The sequence below is a fragment of the Deltaproteobacteria bacterium genome, from assembly GCA_016219225.1.
Classification (GTDB): Bacteria; Desulfobacterota; RBG-13-43-22; order RBG-13-43-22; family RBG-13-43-22; genus RBG-13-43-22.
On the sequence record JACRBX010000075.1, the window covers coordinates 26,471 to 44,306 of the forward strand.

12 protein-coding genes are annotated in these 17,836 nt (G+C 53.3%); 7 read left to right on the plus strand and 5 right to left on the minus strand.

The features are described 5' to 3' along the window. Positions 1 to 237 precede the first annotated feature (237 nt). Together HY879_06280 and HY879_06285 are read left to right on the plus strand one after the other, a co-directional pair. Complete coding sequence (locus HY879_06280; GenBank protein MBI5602944.1) at positions 238 to 1,029, plus strand: enoyl-CoA hydratase/isomerase family protein; 792 nt, start codon at positions 238 to 240, stop codon at positions 1,027 to 1,029. A 249-nt stretch (positions 1,030 to 1,278) separates the two neighbouring features. Then, on the plus strand, positions 1,279 to 1,980 hold the full coding sequence (locus HY879_06285) for a PHP domain-containing protein (GenBank protein MBI5602945.1): 702 nt from the start codon (positions 1,279 to 1,281) through the stop codon (positions 1,978 to 1,980). Positions 1,981 to 2,070: 90 nt separating this feature from the next. Here HY879_06285 and HY879_06290 read toward each other — a convergent pair whose 3' ends face one another. The 3 genes from HY879_06290 to HY879_06300 form a co-directional block, all read right to left on the minus strand. Beyond that, on the minus strand, positions 2,071 to 3,666 hold the full coding sequence (locus HY879_06290) for a sensor histidine kinase (protein ID MBI5602946.1): 1,596 nt from the start codon (positions 3,664 to 3,666) through the stop codon (positions 2,071 to 2,073). Positions 3,667 to 3,679: 13 nt separating this feature from the next. Beyond that, on the minus strand, positions 3,680 to 4,699 hold the full coding sequence (locus tag HY879_06295; protein MBI5602947.1) for an NrtA/SsuA/CpmA family ABC transporter substrate-binding protein: 1,020 nt from the start codon (positions 4,697 to 4,699) through the stop codon (positions 3,680 to 3,682). 165 nt (positions 4,700 to 4,864) lie between these two features. Further along, entirely contained in the window at positions 4,865 to 6,421 is a 1,557-nt protein-coding gene (locus tag HY879_06300; GenBank protein ID MBI5602948.1) for a hypothetical protein, read from the minus strand. A gap of 377 nt (positions 6,422 to 6,798) precedes the next feature. Here HY879_06300 and HY879_06305 point away from each other — a divergent pair, with 377 nt between their 5' ends. The 3 genes from HY879_06305 to HY879_06315 all read left to right on the plus strand — a co-directional run bounded on the left by HY879_06305 (position 6,799) and on the right by HY879_06315 (position 12,755). After that, positions 6,799 to 8,241: an efflux transporter outer membrane subunit gene (locus HY879_06305; protein MBI5602949.1), complete on the plus strand. Its 1,443-nt coding sequence runs from the start codon at positions 6,799 to 6,801 to the stop codon at positions 8,239 to 8,241. Positions 8,242 to 8,370: 129 nt separating this feature from the next. After that, positions 8,371 to 9,585, plus strand: a complete 1,215-nt coding sequence (locus HY879_06310) for an efflux RND transporter periplasmic adaptor subunit (protein ID MBI5602950.1) — start codon at positions 8,371 to 8,373, stop codon at positions 9,583 to 9,585. Then, on the plus strand, positions 9,582 to 12,755 hold the full coding sequence (locus HY879_06315; GenBank protein MBI5602951.1) for an efflux RND transporter permease subunit: 3,174 nt from the start codon (positions 9,582 to 9,584) through the stop codon (positions 12,753 to 12,755). Before HY879_06310 ends, HY879_06315 begins: the two co-directional genes overlap by 4 nt. Before the next feature lie 251 nt (positions 12,756 to 13,006). Here HY879_06315 and HY879_06320 read toward each other — a convergent pair whose 3' ends face one another. After that, complete coding sequence (locus HY879_06320; protein ID MBI5602952.1) at positions 13,007 to 13,492, minus strand: ATPase; 486 nt, start codon at positions 13,490 to 13,492, stop codon at positions 13,007 to 13,009. A 696-nt stretch (positions 13,493 to 14,188) separates the two neighbouring features. On the opposite strand from HY879_06320, the gene HY879_06325 reads away from it, so the two are divergent. Together HY879_06325 and gmd are read left to right on the plus strand one after the other, a co-directional pair. Beyond that, complete coding sequence (locus HY879_06325; GenBank protein ID MBI5602953.1) at positions 14,189 to 15,844, plus strand: FAD-dependent oxidoreductase; 1,656 nt, start codon at positions 14,189 to 14,191, stop codon at positions 15,842 to 15,844. Between the two features lie 173 nt (positions 15,845 to 16,017). Beyond that, complete coding sequence (gene gmd, locus HY879_06330; protein MBI5602954.1) at positions 16,018 to 17,172, plus strand: GDP-mannose 4,6-dehydratase; 1,155 nt, start codon at positions 16,018 to 16,020, stop codon at positions 17,170 to 17,172. Between the two features lie 61 nt (positions 17,173 to 17,233). Here the strand turns inward: gmd and HY879_06335 are convergent, their stop codons facing one another. Further along, entirely contained in the window at positions 17,234 to 17,722 is a 489-nt protein-coding gene (locus tag HY879_06335; protein ID MBI5602955.1) for a MogA/MoaB family molybdenum cofactor biosynthesis protein, read from the minus strand. Positions 17,723 to 17,836 lie beyond the last annotated feature (114 nt).

The window sequence follows — 17,836 nt, forward strand, 5'->3', positions numbered from 1 at the left end:
TCCAAAATGCAATTTTCTTTACTATTAAATTAGGACGCTGATTTTCGCCGATACCCGCAGATAACTATTCTATATATTCAAAATCTTGGCAATCTGCGTCGATCTGCGTCCAAAAAGGAAATTCCTATACCATCAAGTTCCATGAAGTTTCGATCTTGATTTTTCATTGGTTTTTCTTTTGACGAAACTTGCAAAAAATAATATAATAAGATTTTTAATTAAAAAAGGAGGTAGATTATGAGCTATGAGCAAATCAAGGTAGAGAAAAAAGACCATGTAACCATCGTAACCATAAACCGTCCCGAGGTTATGAACTCCGTCAGCCCGGTGACCACTGTGGAACTCGATAAGGCCTTTAATGAATTTTCCGAAGATCCTGAGGCCTGGATCTGTATCGTCACCGGAGCCGGGGACCGCGCTTTTTCAGCCGGTAATGATTTAAAATTCCAGGCCCAGCACGGGAATGAGAAGATGCGGGAACTCATGAAAGGGGTGAAAGGCGGTTTTGCCGGCATCACCGCCAGGTTCGATTGTTATAAGCCTTTCATCGCCGCCGTCAACGGTCTGGCCCTCGGAGGCGGTTTCGAAATCGCCCTGGCTTGCGACATCATCATCGCCTCGGAAAATGCCAGCTTCGGTCTGCCGGAGCCCAGGGTTGGATTGATACCCGGCGCCGGCGGGGTCCATCGCCTCCCCCGACAGATCCCCTACCATCTGGCCATGAATATGATCATGACCTCCAAACGGCTCACTCCCCAAGAAGCCCGGGAATACGGGATTGTGGCCGAGGTGGTCCCTTTGGCGGATCTTCTGGCAACTGCCGAGAAATACGCCGCCGAGATTCTCAAGGGCGCACCTTTGTGTATCCGGGCCTGTAAGGAGGCGACCCTTAAAGGATTAAAGGTCACTCTGGAAGAGGCTATGTCCACCGCCTACCCGGGGCAGGTGGCCATGTATCAGTCCGAGGATTTTATTGAAGGGCCCAAGGCCTTTGCCGAAAAACGTCCGCCTCAGTGGAAAGGGCGGTAGTTTAGTGCGAAAATAACCTTCAGGGATCAGGGGTCGGGGGTCAGGGTTCGGCGAAAAATCCCATTCCCTATAAGCCCTTTTAATTCTATTTTTACGCTTCGTGGTCTCCTCTGGGAATAAAATTTCGGAATCAGTTATAGGGTTTTCCTTAACCCCCAACCCTGACCCCTGTTCCCTGGCCCCTGTTTCTTGCTTCCTGGTGCGCCAGGGGGCTGAAGGGTTTAAAAATTTTTCCGATTATGCGATCTGATGTTTAAAATCGATCTACACGTCCATACCGCCCTTGGCGGAGATTCCATCCTGAAGCCCCATGAGCTGGTTTCCCGGGCCCGTCAGGTGGGTTTGGATGCCGTCTGTGTCACCGAACATCACTCCTCATTTTTAAGCGATCCCCTCAAAAAAATTTCCACCGAAACCGGCTTTCCGGTTTTTCAAGGCCTTGAATACCGGGCCATGGAAGGGCATCTTTTGATTTTCGGGCTTAAAATCGGCCAATCGGATCTCCTTAAGGGACTGCCCATGCAATGGACCATCGACTGGGTCCAAAAGCGGGGCGGGGTGGCGGTACCGGCCCATCCCTATCAAAGAGACACCCTGAACGGGTTTCTCGGGGATAAGGTCCTGGAGATCGAGCACATTATTGCCCTGGAGGCCCTTAATGCCAGTCTATCGGCCAGGGAAAACCACCTGGCCCTGAAAGCGGCCAATCTCCTGGGGATCAAGGGTATCGGCGGCTCGGACGCCCATGGTCCTTCGGTCCTGGGCCGAGCCTATACCCTTTTCCCGGATCTGATTCGGACAGAGGAGGAATTGGTCCAGGCCTTGCGGAGCGGCGAATATGCCCCTTGCTGGAACGATCCATTCTATGGAACGGACCGCCCGGACCATTGGCAGGACCAGGAACACTACCGGATCCAATTTGACGGTCCGGTAATAATTCCAATTCGCTGACCTCGAAAAGCGGGGCTATCGATGGGCTTTGGGCGGTCTCTTCAACTATGATGGCTATGTAAAAAACTTTTAGAAAGATACCAAAAAAATTTATCCTTCAACTCCCTCCGGCCAGAAGACCCGAATGGTTGTTCCCGCTCCTGGACTGGATTCGATAGAAAGGCTCCCTCTGGTGAGTTGGACCCTTTCCCTTATACTGACCAGCCCGAGCGTTTTTACGGAATTCCCCGGAGAAAGGATGCGGTTCACGTCCAGGCCTCTTCCATTATCCGCAATGGTCAATTCAATACCATCCCCTTTTTTTACCAGGAGGAGGTCTGCCCGTTCGGCCTGGCTGTGCCTGGCTACGTTGTTCAGGGCCTCCTGGCTGATCCTGAAGATCACGATCTTCAAAGGTTCCGGGATCTCCTCTTCTTCGATTGCCGTTATGAGCTCAAGGTGCTGTTCCGGATAGAGTTTTTTGAATTCTTTGCCCAGCCATCGCAGGGTTGCCAGGACCCCTATCTCTCCAAGCATCGTCGGCCTTAGCCCCATATAGATCGATCTGATCTCGGCGATAGCGTGCTGAAGAGTAGGCACAAAGCGCTCCAGGAGCTTAAAGGCCTGTTCGGGTTCTCCCTGATCTTTGGCATAGAGGACCGCCTCGACATTGAATTTCAGGGCCACCAGGGTTTGTCCAATGCTGTCGTGAAGCTCAATTCCCAGCCTTTTCCTTTCCTCCTCCTGAACAGCAATGAGCCTGGAGGGCAATAAACGAAGCTGGCTCTCCGACTCCCTCAGGGCCTGTTCTATTTTTTTTCTCTCATTGATCTCGTTTCGAAGGGTTTCATTGGCCTGTTCCATCTCGGCGGTGCGTTCCGCGACCCGCAATTCCAATCCGTCGCGGGCCTGGCGGAGTTCTTCTTCCATCCGCTTGCGCTCGGCAATCTCACTTTCAAGGGCAAGGTAAGAATCTCGCAATTTTGCGGTCATTGTATTAAAGGCCCTTGAAAGGTCGGTAAACTCGTCATCCCCTTTAACCTCGATCTTGTAATCGAGGTTCCCCTCTCCAATAACCGAGACGCTGTCCCGGAGCCTCCCGATGCGGGAGGTAATAATCCGGCCCCCTGTCCACAAGTTGATTATAGCTGCCGCAGTAACCAAAGCGATTACCAGAAAAATGCCCCACCCTGCGATCTTGAGGATGGAAAAGAGGGACTTGGTGCCAGCCTCCTGCAACCGACGGGCATGTAAAACCATTTCATAGGACCGCATGGTCATCTGGGTGAGCAGTCTGTTTTCGATCTCCCGGGAAAGGGCCGTCGGGTCTGAATCGGATCGTATCCTTCCCCGATTCTTCATGACAGACGAAAAGAGTCTACCGATGGCCTCATGGTCTTTGAGCATCCCTTCGATATTGACTTGGTCTTCGGGTTCCTTAAAACTTCCCGAAGCCGACATAAGGAGTCGGCCGATTTTTTCATTTTTGGAAAGCCACTGGACTCTGGCCCTTTCACTATTGGTCCGCAAGTAATCCGCTTCAAAGGTGCTTCTTTCAAAAACGCCTCTTATGATCTCGTCGGCTAAATCCGATGCGTCTACCGCCCTGTTGATGCGATAAAGCGTCAGGAAAAGCATAAAAATAATGACCAAAGCCGTTATGGCTGAAACGGCAACGTTTATTTGAAGCCTTTTTTTAAGTTCCATTATTCGCCCGGCCCTATTTTAATATCCTTACGGCCTTCGGTTTGACCGCCATCAGGCCATCAAGGCAGACAAAATCGAGATAATTGGGGACTATCCTCTTTTCGGTCAGCCCGCTATTTATGGCCCATCGGGATTCGTCCTCCAGCGCCAGCAACAAGGACTGGTCCAGCCCAACGGTAAAGTCGGTCCCGTGCCATATCTCCCGGACGAGCGCTATATCCAGCCGGCAAAAATCCGCCACGATCCTTTGGGCTTCCCCCGGATTCTGTTTGACAAATTCTTCAGCCCTGATCAGTGCCCGAAGTATTTTTTGGACCTTTCCGGGTTCTTTCCGGATGAATTCCCGCTTGGCCACAACATTGAAGGTCTGCAAATAGATATCCCCATCGCAAAAGAAAACTCCCCTGGCACCCAGTGTCCTTTTCACCTGGATTAAGTACGGATTAAAGGTGGAGACGGCGTCAACCTCTCCTTTTAACAGAGCCTCCGGAATGGCCTCCGGCTTCAGGTCGACTACCTTGATGTCCTTCCTTCTAAGCCCATGGGAAGCCAAAAAAACATCCATAAAAAAATCACTGCTGGTGCCCGGCGTCATAGCTATCTTTTTCCCCTTTAGATCTGAAGGGATGAGAACACCCTTATCCTTTCTTCCTACAACAGCAATATTTTTATCGGATATCTCGATTGACCCGATGATGGATATTTTTTCTCCTTTCATGACAGCAAACATGAAGGGGGTTTCGGCGACGGTTGCAAAATCCGCCTGGCCCTCCAACACCGCCTGGAGAGCCGTTTTCCCATGAGAATGTACTTGCAGAGTCGCCTCCAATCCCTCCTGCCGGTAAAAACCTTGCGTCTTGGCAACTTCAACCAGAGTTGCGTTGGGGGTTGCCGAATAGGCAATAAGGATTTTTTCCGGAGGGGATACGGGCTTATGGTCCCGGCCGGTGCGCATATAAAAATAGCCGCCTATGGCCAGGGCCGATAGGATAACGATGGTCCAAACCAGGAATGGCTGTTTATGGGAAAGCACTTTTTTCGTCCTTATTTAGTTCGGAAATAGAAAATACAGGCTATAGGCTATAGGCACGAGGCTATAGGTAAAGAAAAATCGGGAAAACTTTTTAACCTATTGCCCATCGCCCATTGCCCATTGCCATCAGAAGTTATTCTCAGGTTTCGTGGTGCCCCATGAGGTTTAATGCGCTATCGGCCAGGAGGCCCGTATCCGGGTCCCTGACCCCGGGGTGGATTCAATGGAAAAGACCCCGCCTGAAAGTTCAGTGCGTTCTTTCATGCTGGTAAGTCCCAGACCGCGTTTATGGTTGTCCCCGGCCAAAAGGGCATTTAAATCAAAGCCTGCCCCGCTATCGTCTATGACCAAATCAAGGGTCTGATCCCTTTTTACAAAAGACAGGGTTACCCATTCCGATTGGCTGTACTTGGCGGCATTATTCAGGGCTTCCTGCAGGATTCTGAAGATGACGATTTTCAAAGGGTCCGCCACGTCCTTTTCGTCTACAGTAATATCCTTTTCGATGTGAATATTCCCATAGATCGATTGAAACTGCCGGCAAAACCACCCGACCGTCGTAATAAGCCCCAGGTCATCGAGAATCGACGGCCGTAAATCGGTCATGATCCGGCGCACTTCGTCAATAGAACGCTGGGTGGTGGCAATGAGGACCTCCATATCTTCGGATGTAGCGGACCCTTGCAGGAGCCGGTTTTGGGTATTTCCAAGGCCGAATTTAACGGCACTTAAAGACGATCCAAGACTGTCATGAAGCTCTCTGGAAATCCTCTTTCTCTCTTCCTCCTGGGCGGTAAGCAGCCGGGAGGAAAGAGAACACAATTGCTCTTCCCTTTGGCGCAGCGCCTCTTCCGCCAGCCGGTGCTGATCGATCTCGGCTCTGAGCCGCTCATTAACAGCGGAAAGTTTTACATAAGGATTTTTAACCGAGGTGGCAAACAGGCCTTTATAGATCAGGTAAAAGGCCGCTACCTTATAAACATGCCCTAATACATTATAAGTATCAAAAACGGTCTTGTAACTGGCGAAGACCAGTTCGCTGAAGATACTGACGATGAAGGCCGCCGGATAGTAGATGAGCTGCCGGTCCCCGGTTCTGGCCATCCGGCTCCAGTAGGCCCAGGCCGCTAATAGCAACAAAAGAATAACCAGATACTCGGAAAATCTCTTAAAGGGGGTTAGTCCGATGCCCTGAATATAAGTGGCCGGCATAACCGAGGGGAAAAAAATAACCCCCGCGAAAACCATTCCTGAAATGGCCATGGCTCCGGTCATCAAGGTGGTTTTGGACAGCCATCGGTTTGGGTTCCGGTGTGAAACAAAGGCGCTGGCCAGGAAGGCCGAGGCCGAAAACAGCCTGGCCGCAATCCAGAATTGGGTCGATTTGTTGGAAGAGTTCGGGGTGATAAAGGCCGGCATGGCGGCATTGGCCAGGGTGTGCATGAAATCCAGGAGGCCAATAGATAGAAAAGCCGCGCTCAGGAAAAGGGCGTGCCGGTCCCTGGATTGCTCATAGCTGTACCAGCCGACGCCGAATACGGACAACGAAACCATGATACTGAAAAACTCGACGATATTATGAAAAAGGAGGTAGGTGCTTCGGTCCATGACATAATGAAACCGGATAGAAAACAACTCCAGAAGCAGGAACGGCAACAGGGAGGCGAAGAAGATCCCTGCCAGAATGGTTCGGGGAGACAGTTGCTTCAAGGTATTGCGCATGTTATAAGACCTTTTTCTTGTAAATCCATCCTCCGCCTTTTTCTCGGGGATGCCCCCTCTATACAAATCCCCGGTCCTTTTCCTGCATCATCCGTTTGAACTGCCTTTTCTCACGGGTCGGGGTCAGATTCACGAGATTGACCTGATTCCAGACCTTCATTATCAAATTTATACTTCGTCATAAGATGGGTCAAGGAAAAATTAAAGCAATTTCTTTTAAATACAGTCTTTTCCTTCATAAAATACCCTATTACCCTTATTCCCTATCCAAGGCATTCTAAAATAAAATAAAAAGTGACGGGTTAAATGCTGACGGACTCGTAAAAAGTCGAAAAAGGCTCATTTTGTCATTTCTACCATTTGGATTGGACCGTACTATGACCCTCAGGGGCGGGCTTTGTCCCTTCATGGTAATCCTTTTTTTCCTCCTTTCCGGCTGTGCCCGGGTCGGACCGGATTTCCGGAAGCCGGCGGCGGCGGTTTCAGGGAGCTGGCTTGAAGCGGGTGATCCGCGGGTCAAAACAGGGCCGGCGGAATACAAGAACTGGTGGCAGGCCTTCAATGACCCGGTCCTTAACCGGCTGGTTGACCGGGCTTACCAGGAAAATCTGCCCTTGAAGATGGCCGGAGTGCGAGTCCTGGAGGCCCGGGCCAGGCTGGGCATCGCCCTTGGCGGGCTTTATCCCCAGACCCAGCAGTTTTTCGGATCCCTGGAATATATCCGGACCAGTGAGCGGGCCCCGACGGCCGCCTTTTCCAATATTTCAAGTTACCGGCAAGTGCAGATCGGCCTTATGGCCGGCTGGGAGATAGACTTTTGGGGGAAATTCAAACGGGCCATCGAGGCCGCCGAGGCCGGTTTTCAGGCCACAATGGCTGATTATGACAATGCCCTGGTGAGCCTGACCGCCGAGGTGGCCAATGCCTATATCCTGTTAAGGACCCTGGAGAAACGCCTCGGCCTGGCCCGCCAAAACGCCGACCGGCAAAAAGAAATACTGAAGATTGCCGAAGCCCGGTTCCAATACGGTGTGGTCACCCGATTGGATGTGGAGCAGGCTAAAACGCTGCTCCATAATATTCAGGCCTCCATCCCGGCCTTTGAAGCCCAGGTACAGCAGGCCAATAACGCCCTCAGCTTGTTATTGGGGCTGCCGCCGGGGGGCCTGGGGGATTATTTGTCCGGCCCGGCGGAGATCCCGGTTTCTCCGGCCGAAGTGGTGGTGGGGATCCCGAATGATCTGCTCCGCCGGCGGCCGGATATCCGGAGTATCGAATTTCAGGCAGCGGCCCAATGCGCTTTAATCGGTGTGGCTAAGGCCGAGCTTTATCCGGCCTTTTCCCTTAGCGGGGTTTTCAGTTTTTTCTCCACCGATGTCAATGCCTTTAAGCTTAGCGACGTTTTCCAATGGGGAAGCCGGTCCATCTCGGCCGGACCGTCCTTCCGCTGGAACATCTTCAATTACGGCCGGATCGAAAACAATGTCCTGGTCCAGGACGCCCGCTTCCAGCAACTGCTGATCGCTTACCAGGAGGCCGTGCTCAAGGCCCAGAAAGAGGTGGAGGACGCCCTGGTGGCTTTTTTAAAAGCCCAGGAACGCAGGGAATTTTTGGCCCGGAGTGCAGCCGCGGCCGGCCATTCCCTGGATCTGGCCATCCGGCAATACCAGGAAGGGGCCAGGGATTTCACAACCGTTTTGATTGCCCAGCAGGCCTTTTTAAATGAGCAGGACAATCTTGCCCTTGCCCTGGGCACCGTCTCGGGCAATCTGGTCGGCATCTACAGGGCACTGGGAGGCGGCTGGGAGGTAGGGAGATAGATTATGGTTCATGGGAGGAAAAGGATCTTTGATGGTCTCGTAAAAACTCGTCACCCCGGCGCAAGCCGGGGTCCAGGAAATTCGAACCTGCTAAAAACACTGGATTCCGGCTTTCGCCGGAATGACGTAATGCGGGTTTCGGCGACTTTTTACGAATTCATCATCTTTAAGTTCCGGGCCCTTCTGATCCGGATCCTCTGCTTCTTGTTCTTGTTTTTTCCGGCCGGCTGTGGGCAAGGACCCAAACCCCTGCCCCCGCCTCCCCCGGCGGTTACCGTCGCCCAGCCGGTCAGGCGGATCGTGACCGATTATTTGGAATTGACCGGCAATACCCAGGCCGCTAACACCGTGCAATTAGTGGCCAGGGTTGCCGGATACCTGGACAAGGTCTTTTTTAAAGACGGACAACCGGTAAAAAAAGGGGATCTGCTCTTTCTCATTCAGCAAAACACTTATCAGGAAAACCTCAAGCAGGCCGAGGCTGCGGTCCTGCTCCAGAAAAGCCAACTGGATTATGCCCAGACCCAATTGGACCGCACCGCCAATCTGGTGCACCTTGATGCCGCCTCTAAAACCGATGTAGACCACTGGCGGAATCAAAGGGATTCGGCCCAGGCCAATCTCCTCTCGGCCCAGGCCCAGCGGGACCTGGCCGGACTCAATCTCGGCTATACGGAAGTCAAAGCCCCTTTTTCCGGCCGGATCGACCGGAGGCTGGTGGACCCCGGCAACCTGGTCGGCTCCGGTCAGGCTACGGTCCTGGCCCAGCTTACCCAGATCGACCCCATTTACGTTTATTTTACCATTATGGATCTGGATCTGGCCCGCCTGATGGCCGAGGCCGGCTGGCGGCCGGGGAAGACCCCGTCCAGGCCCTGGTCCCTGTTCATGGGCCTTCTCGATGAAAAGGCCCATCCCCACAAAGGCTTTCTGGATTTTGCCGCCACCGGTCTGACCCCCACTAACGGGACCTTATTGATGCGAGGCGTCTTTCCAAATCCCGATGGAAAGATACTGCCGGGACTCTATGCCCGGCTACAACTCCCGGTCAGAAAAAGACCGGCTTTCCTGGTGCCTCAAGAGGCGGTGGGCTCTGATCAGCGCGGTTCATTCCTTCTGGTCGTCAACCAGGGGAACAAGGTGCAACGGTTCGGTGTGCGGGCCGGAGCTTCGCTGGACCACTTGAGAGTGATTGAAGAAGGACTGACCGGAAAGGAATGGGTGGTGGTAAAAGGCCTGCAAAAGGCCTTTCCCGGCCGGGTGGTTACCCCGGAAAAACAGGAACCCCGGTCCCTTATTCCTGAATCCCCGAAGCCCCCTGTTTCCCCGAAGGCCGGATCATGATCTCTAAATTTTTTATCGAAAGGCCCATCCTGGCCAATGTCCTGGCCATCGTCACCGTTATCATCGGATGGGTCAGCTATACGAACCTTCCGGTGGAGCAGTATCCTCCGATCACGCCGCCGACCATTCAGGTGACCGCCCGATATCCCGGTGCCAGTGCGACGGTCATTGCCGAAACCATCGGAGTGCCCATTGAACAGGCGGTCAACGGTCTGGAGAATTCCATTTACCTGTCTTCTTCCAGCAGCAGCGACGGCTCCTATGCCCTGACCATCACCTTTGAGGTGGGGACCGACCTGAACAAATCGCTGGCCCTGGTCCAGAATCTGGTCAACTCGGCCCTGGCCCAGCTTCCCGGGGGGGCCCAGCAGCAAGGGGTGAGCGTCAGAAAAGTTTCCACCAACATCCTCTTGGTAGTCAGTCTCTACGCCGAAGACAACCGTTTTGATGAAGCCTTCCTGTCCAATTATGCCATTATCAATATGCAGTACCCCCTGTCCCGGCTGCCCGGGGTCGGCCAGGTCCGGGTTTTCGGGGCCGGACCCTATAGTATGCGGGTCTGGCTGGATCCCAAAAGGCTCCAGGATTTCAACCTCACTACCCAGGATGTCCAGAACGCCATTGCCGACCAGAATGTCCAGGTGGTGACCGGACAATTGGGTGCCCCGCCGGTGCCGGCCGATCACTCCATGCAGCTTACCATAACCAGTCTGGGACGGATGGCCGATATCAAACAGTTTGAAGACATCGTGATCAAAAGCGAACGGGGGACAACCGCCCAGATGGTCCGCCTGCGGGATATTGCCCGGGTGGACCTGGGACAGCAGTTCTACTCAAATTTTGCCAACATGGGGGGGAAGAAATCGGCCCAGATCCCCATCTTCTCCCTGCCGGAGGCCAACGCCATCAAGGTGGCCGACAATGTTTACCAGGCCGTAGCCGAGATGGCCAGGGAATTTCCCGAGGGGTTGAAATACCTCATCCGGTATGATACCACCCTCTTTGTCCGGGAGGCGGTCCATGCTGTTTATGTCACCCTTTTCATAGCCGGAATTCTGGTCCTGATCGTGATCATGGTCTTTCTGCAGGATTACCGGGCCTTGCTCGTTCCGGCCACCACCGTCCCGGTGACCATCATCGGGGCCTTTGCGGCCATGATCGCCCTGGGATTTACGATCAACCTCATGACCCTCTTCGCCCTGGTTTTGTCCATCGGCATCGTGGTGGATGATGCCATCGTCATCGTGGAAAACACCTCCTATTACATCGAGAAAGGGCTGTCGCCCAAGGAAGGGGCCATCAAGGCCATGAACGAATTGACCGGCCCCATTATGGGCATTACCCTGGCCCTGGTTTCGGTCTTCCTGCCGGCCGCCTTCTTACCGGGCATCACCGGCCAGATCTTCCGGCAATTCGCCCTGGTCATTGCCTCTATTGCTGTCATCAGCGCCATCAATGCCCTGACTTTAAAACCGGCCCAGTGCGCCCTGTGGCTCCGTTCCGGCCGGGAGAAACAGACCAACTGGTTTTATCGCGGTTTCAACCGGGCTTACCAGGCCATGAAAGGCCCCTATATGAATCTTGTTCGTTGGATGGTAAACCGGTCGGTGCTCATGTCCATAGTTTTTTTTATCATTATCGCCCTGACCGGCTGGGCCTTTGTCCATCGGCCCAGCGGTTTTCTCCCGACGGAGGACCAGGGCTTTGCCGTCTTGTTCGCTAAGTTGCCTGACGGCGCCGCCCAACCGCGGGCCCTGGAGGTTTCGGAGAAAATCAGCGCTATTTTGAAGAAGACCCCGGGCGTCTCGGGATGGGTCACCATCGGCGGGTATTCCTTTCTGGATGCGGCGAATGTCTCAACGGTTTCCACCACCTTTGTGGTCTATGAAAACTGGAGTAAAAGGGGGGCCGGCCTGAGCCAGGAAAAGATCGTGGCCGGCCTTAACCGGGATCTTTCCGGAATCCAGGAAGCCCTGTCCTTTGTAGTCATCCCCCCGTCCATCAGGGGATTGGGCCAGTCAGGCGGTTTCCAGATGATGGTGGAAGACCGGAAGAGCCTTGGCCTGGACGAACTCCAAAAGGCCACCGGCGAACTGATCGAAAGGGCCAGGTCCGAACAGACCCTGCAAGGCCTGACCACCACCTTTAACGCCAGCAGTCCCCAGTTGTACCTTCATATCGACCGGACCAAAGCCCAATCCTTTCAGGTCCCGCTTTCTAACGTCTTTGAGACCCTCCGGGGTTACCTGGGCTCCAGCTTCGTTAATCTGTTCAATAAATTCGATCAGGTCTACCAGGTGTACATCCAGGCCAGCGACCGTTTCCGCCTGAAGCCTGAGGACATCAAAAACCTTTATACCCGGAATATCCGGGGGGAAATGGTTCCCTTGGGAAGCCTGATCGAGGTCAGGCCGACTCAAGGCCCTGAATTGATCACCCGGTACAACCTCTACCCGGCAGCGACAATTTTCGGCTCCACCGCTCCGGGATTCAGCTCCGGACAGGCTCTGACCTTGATGGAAAATCTGGCGGCCCGATCCTTTCCAAAGGGGGTGGGCTATGACTGGACGGCCACCAGTTATCAGGAGAAACGGGTCGGGAACCAGGCCTATTTCATCTATCTCATCTCCTTGACCCTGGTGTTCATGGTCCTGGCCGCCTTGTATGAAAGCTGGATTTCTCCAGCCGCGGTTATTCTGGCTGTGCCCATGGCCCTGGTGGGCGTTCTTCTGGCCCTTATTATCCGGGGATTCGACAACAATCTCTATACTCAGATAGGCCTGGTGTTGATGATCGCCCTGGCCAGTAAAAACGCCATACTCATCGTCGAGTTCGCCCGGGACCTCCAGCGGGAAGGGATGTCCGCCATCGATGCGGCCATTGAGGGCACCAGCCGGCGCTTCCGGCCCATCATGATGACCTCCTTTGCCTTTATATTAGGGGTGGTTCCGCTTTTGTTCGCCAAGGGGGCCGGGGCAGCCGGCCAACAGGCCATTGGAACCGCCGTTTTCGGGGGCATGCTCGCTTCCACTTTGCTGGCCATTCCCTTTGTTCCGGTCCTCTATGTCTTCATGCAACGCCTGAGCGGTCGAGGGCGCCAACCGGAAAAAGAAACAGGGACGGAAAGTTATTTCCCGGCTTATAGAGAGGAGGACCCTAAAAATCAATGAGCCATTATACAGTGACAGGGTCTGAACGGCCTCTGGACCCCGGTTTTCACCGGGGTGACGGAAAAGAGCAATCTTTGACTTTTTACATAGCCATCAGAAATGATGACCAAGTAATAACGCGTCATTCCCGCGCAGGCGGGAATCCAGGCCAGGCGTAACTTTATTAATCCCGCCAAGGGCGGGACCCGTTTTCACGAAAAAACGACGAATGACGAAAATAAGCTTTTCCTGACTTCCAAAATAATAGGAAATCACCGCTGCCAGGAGATGCGAACAAATTTTTCATCTTCCAGGTATTGGATATCATATTCGCCCTGATAGGCCCGGTGTACGGCATCGCCCAGCCGCCGGGCCAGGTGAATCCCCGTGGTGGAGACGGTCGTCCCCTGGGCTTCGTCAAGTATTTTAACAAACCTCTCCATAGGATGTTCCTGCTTTTCCAGGGCTTCCTCATGGCGCAGGAGGTTCAGGATCTCTTCCTTGTGGCTGGAGAAAAAAGGGCCGCTCAATTCCACGATACCGGCCGGAAAATCATCATTGATCCTGCGGCAGGCCGGACAAAGGGCCTGGTTGGCACCACGGGGAATGTCTTTATTCCAGGTCCATCGGCCCCCTGAAAAGAGGCTCTGACACTGGCCGCAGACGGTCGGTTCAGGCCATTTTCCCTGATGGACATAGGCATCGTTTTGTTTTTGTTGGGTTAAACGGTCCATTCGGCGGTACTGGCTTTGATACATGGAAGATCTCCTTTCGATTTCGGATTGCTAATTTCGGATTTCGGAATTAAAATAAACGTAACACTTTAGCTGTTTGAAAAGAGAGTTTTTTTCACCGCAAAGGCGCGAAGAACGCAGAGAGAAACATCTTTGTTCAATCCCGTGAGAGGCGGGATTGAACAAAACATACTTGGCCTCCGACCAAATAATTACGCGGTCGACTTCGTCGACCTTAAACAAGGCTTCCGTTTTGAAGCCGGCAGAAGGGTTGCGAAAGCTTTTTCCTTTCTGTCCTCTCAACAGAAAGGAAAATTTATTCCCTCTTTGCGCCCTTTGCGGCTCTGCGGTGAAAATTATTTTTCAAAAAGCTAAACTGATACAAATAAACTGGTTTCGTACTTCTTGGCGGCCCTTTGAGCATGAGGGCTTAGTATAAAAGTAAAATGTTTTTTGAAAAATGCAACCCCCCATCTGAATTCGGATTGCGGATAGCGGAATGGTCTTTTCGTCGGACCATGTCCCTTGAAACTTGCATCTTTCTACATTCGTAAAAAATACGAAGGCGCCCCTTTTCCGTCATTCCTCGTAGAAACGGGAATCCAGTGTTTCTGATAAGTTGGGATTGGCCTGGATTCCCGCTTGCGCGGGAATGACGAATTTTTGCAAGATCATCAAACTTGAAACAGGCAACTTGCAACTTAAAATGAGGGAAAGACTGTGTTCAGAAAAAAAAAGACCGAACCAAAAACTCAGCAGCCTGAGGAAGAAAAGGTCAATGACCTGCTGAAAGCGGTTTTTGATCTGCTCCCCCGAACAGTTGAGCTCCTGCTTTTTACCGGGCCCGGACGAAACGAGCCCTATTGCGAAGCGGCGCGGAAGGTCCTGGGCTCCCTGGCCGGCCTTTCCGATAAAATCAGCTTTCAGGAATTCGATTTAAAACACGAACTGGCCTCTAAATATCAGGTTCAATATACCCCGACCCTGATCCTGGCCCCTGATCAGGTTAATATCCGCTGGCTGGGTGTTCCCCTCGGCCATGAGACAGAGCCCTTTTTCCAGGCCCTGAATATGATCGGTCACCGAAATAGCCGGTTAGGAGAACAATCCCTCAAGATTTTAAAGGACATCAACGAGCCCCGTCAGATCAAGCTTTTTGTCAGCCTCACCTGCCCCTATTGCCCTCAACAGGCCCGGAACGCCCTCCAGGCCGCGGTGGAGAGGCCTGAATTCATCTCCCTGGAGATCATCGATGTCCAGGCCATGCCGGAACTGGCCGACCAGTACCAGGCCTTCGGCACACCTTTGGTTTTTGCCAATGAGAAGCTGATCGCCAGAGGAGCCCAACCGGAAGAACTGTTTATGGCCAGCCTCAAAAAACTTAAGGAAGAGACGATCTTTATTCCGGACAACGATGCGCCGCAGATCGAAACGGACCTGGTCATTGTCGGAGGCGGGCCGGCCGGCCTGACGGCCGGGATCTATGGCGCCCGCAGCGGCCTCAAGACTGTGGTGGTTGAGAAAGGTGTCCTGGGGGGACAGGTGGCAACGACCCCCATTGTTCAAAACTACCCCGGTATTACTCAGGTGGGGGGCAAGGCCCTGGTGGACATTATGGCCCTCCATGCCCTGGAGTATGCCAATATCTTTCCCGGGGAGGAGGTCATGGATATTAAACCCGGCCAGCCCATTATCGTCACCACCAACCGCCGGCGGTTCCTGACCCGGGCCGTATTGCTGGCCACCGGAGCCGTTTACCGGCACCTGGGCAGCCCGGGGGAAGAACGCTTGTTCGGACGGGGAGTCAGCTATTGCAGCACATGCGACGGGCCCCTGTTCAAGGATCGGCCGGTCATCATCGTCGGCGGAGGAGACAGTGCCGTCACCGAGGCCCTGCACCTGCACCAGATCGGCGTTAAGGCAACTCTGGTCCATCGCCGGGATACCTTGCGGGCCCAGGCCCATCTGACCAAAAGTCTTTCAGACCAGAAGATACCCATCCTGCTCAACACCGAAATTAAGGAGATCAGGGGAGAAGATCGGGTGCGGGAAGTGGAGTTGATCAACAACCAAACCCGGGAGGCGCTGGTCATGGAAGTAGACGGCGTCTTTGTGGCCGTCGGGTACCAACCTTCCGTGGAGTTAGCAAAACGTCTGGGCATAGAGCTGACCCAAGACGGCTATATCAAAAAGGACGAACGGCACCGCACGAACCTCCCGGGAATCTATTCAGCCGGGGATGTGGAGGGCGGCTATAAGCAGATCGTTACCGCCGCCGGTCAGGGGGCCGAAGCGGCCCTGGCCATCTTCGAGGATCTGGTCAACCCTTACTGGGTTTCCGAGCCGGGAATCGTGGCGCAATCGGCTTCCTCTTAGGCATGGGGGTTTCGAGTTTCGGGTTACGGGTTACGGGTTGCGGGTTCAAACCCAACCTTACTTCGACATTCATTATTCGATATTCGCATTTTCATGCTTTGTGGTGCCTCCATGGGTCATGAAGGCTTAATACGAAAATAACGTAACCCGTAACCCGCAACAAGGATCATCAAATGAAAAAAGCGCTTATTACCGGGATAACCGGGCAGGACGGTTCGTATCTTTCAGAATTGCTCTTAAGCAAGGATTACGAGGTCTATGGGTTGATTCGAAGGGCCAGCACCTTTAACACCGGAAGGATCGACCATATCTATATTGACCCCCATACGGCCCAGGCTAAATTATTTCTCCATTACGGCGACCTGGCCGATTCGGGACAATTGACCAATTTGATCTATAACATCCAACCCGATGAGATCTACCACCTGGGGGCCCAGAGCCACGTCCGGGTGAGTTTTGATATGCCGGAATACACCGGGGATGTGACCGCCCTGGGTACGGCCCGGATTTTGGAATCCATCAGGAGAAGCGGCATCAAGACCAAATTCTACCAGGCCTCTTCTTCCGAAATGTTCGGGGCGGCCCCTCCCCCGCAAAATGAACAAACCCCTTTTCGCCCTCGAAGCCCTTATGCCGCGGCCAAGGTGTATGCCTACTGGCTGGCGGTTAATTACCGGGAAGGCTACGGTCTGTATGCCTGTAACGGGATTTTGTTTAACCACGAATCCCCCAGAAGGGGCGAGACCTTCGTGACCAGGAAGATCACCCGGGCTTTGGCCAATATATTGTCGGGCAGACAAAAACGGATTTTTCTGGGCAATCTGGAGGCCAAAAGGGATTGGGGATTTGCCCCGGAATTTGTCGAAATGATGTGGTTGATGCTCCAGCAAGACAGTCCGGATGATTATGTCATCGGTACCGGGAAGAGCCACTCCATCAGACAGTTCCTGGAAAAGGCCTTTACTTACGCAGGAATTGAACTGGTCTGGGAAGGCCGGGGCCGGGAAGAAAAGGGGCTGGTCAAAAGTTTTTCATCAACCTGGGAAGGCCTGCTCCATTGCGGTGAGGCGATAATCGAAATCGATCCCCGATACTTCAGGCCTACGGAGGTCGATTTCCTCCAGGCGGACATTACCAAGGCCCGGCAAAAGCTCCTTTGGGAACCCCGGACCACCTTTGATGAATTGATCAAGATCATGGTCGATTATGATATGAAGCTGGCAGGGCTTAAACCCATCGGCGAAGGGGAGAAGATTTCGAAATCAAGGAACTTCTCCTATACCAGCCATGATTTTTCCTTTTTTGAAAAGGTTCGGGAAGGATGTTAACAAGGAGATCAAAAAGTTGTTTCGCTTCCTTGAATTCAACGTGTTCATTTTCAGAGGAAACTTACCGCCCGCAATCCCTCGGGTCCCCTTGGATCTTTTCCAGGGCATGGGGAATGACCGGCAGGATTACGGGGAGCATCTCTTCGATAGCCTTAAGGCTGCCGGGAAGGTTGATAATCAGGGTCTGGCCTCTGATTCCGGCCTTGGCCCGGGAAAGTTGGGAATACGGGGTGTGCTTGAGACCTTCCTGGCGCATGGCCTCGGCTATGCCCGGGATTTCACGATGCAGGACCCGGCCGGTGGCCTCGGGGGTGATATCTCTCGGGCTCAATCCTGTGCCCCCGGTGGTCAAAATAAGGTCCAGTTTTTCCCGGTCGCACCAATCCACCAGGGTTTCGACAATCGAAGGGATTTCATCTGGGACCACGGCCGTGATCCGGACCTGATAACAATCGGCAGCCAGCAAGGTCTGGATCTTCGGTCCCCCCTCATCGGTGCGCAACCCCTGGGAGCCTTTGTCGCTGATGGTCAGGATGCCTGTTTGGATCAAGGGTTTGTTACTCGTTACTGGTTACTGGTTAAATGAAGAATCAAAATCTGGATTCCCGCCTGCGCGGGAATGACGGAAATGGACTCTTCCGGACTTTTTAAGAGGTTGTCAAAT

Coding starts and splice junctions, on each gene's coding strand:
- HY879_06290 (MBI5602946.1), bottom strand. CDS start 3,666: ATGGAACTTAAAAAAAGGCTTCAAATAAACGTTGCCGTTTCAGCCATA.
- HY879_06315 (MBI5602951.1), top strand. CDS start 9,582: ATGATCTCTAAATTTTTTATCGAAAGGCCCATCCTGGCCAATGTCCTG.
- HY879_06305 (MBI5602949.1), top strand. CDS start 6,799: ATGACCCTCAGGGGCGGGCTTTGTCCCTTCATGGTAATCCTTTTTTTC.
- HY879_06285 (MBI5602945.1), top strand. CDS start 1,279: ATGTTTAAAATCGATCTACACGTCCATACCGCCCTTGGCGGAGATTCC.
- gmd (MBI5602954.1), top strand. CDS start 16,018: ATGAAAAAAGCGCTTATTACCGGGATAACCGGGCAGGACGGTTCGTAT.
- HY879_06300 (MBI5602948.1), bottom strand. CDS start 6,421: ATGCGCAATACCTTGAAGCAACTGTCTCCCCGAACCATTCTGGCAGGG.
- HY879_06310 (MBI5602950.1), top strand. CDS start 8,371: ATGCGGGTTTCGGCGACTTTTTACGAATTCATCATCTTTAAGTTCCGG.
- HY879_06280 (MBI5602944.1), top strand. CDS start 238: ATGAGCTATGAGCAAATCAAGGTAGAGAAAAAAGACCATGTAACCATC.
- HY879_06320 (MBI5602952.1), bottom strand. CDS start 13,492: ATGTATCAAAGCCAGTACCGCCGAATGGACCGTTTAACCCAACAAAAA.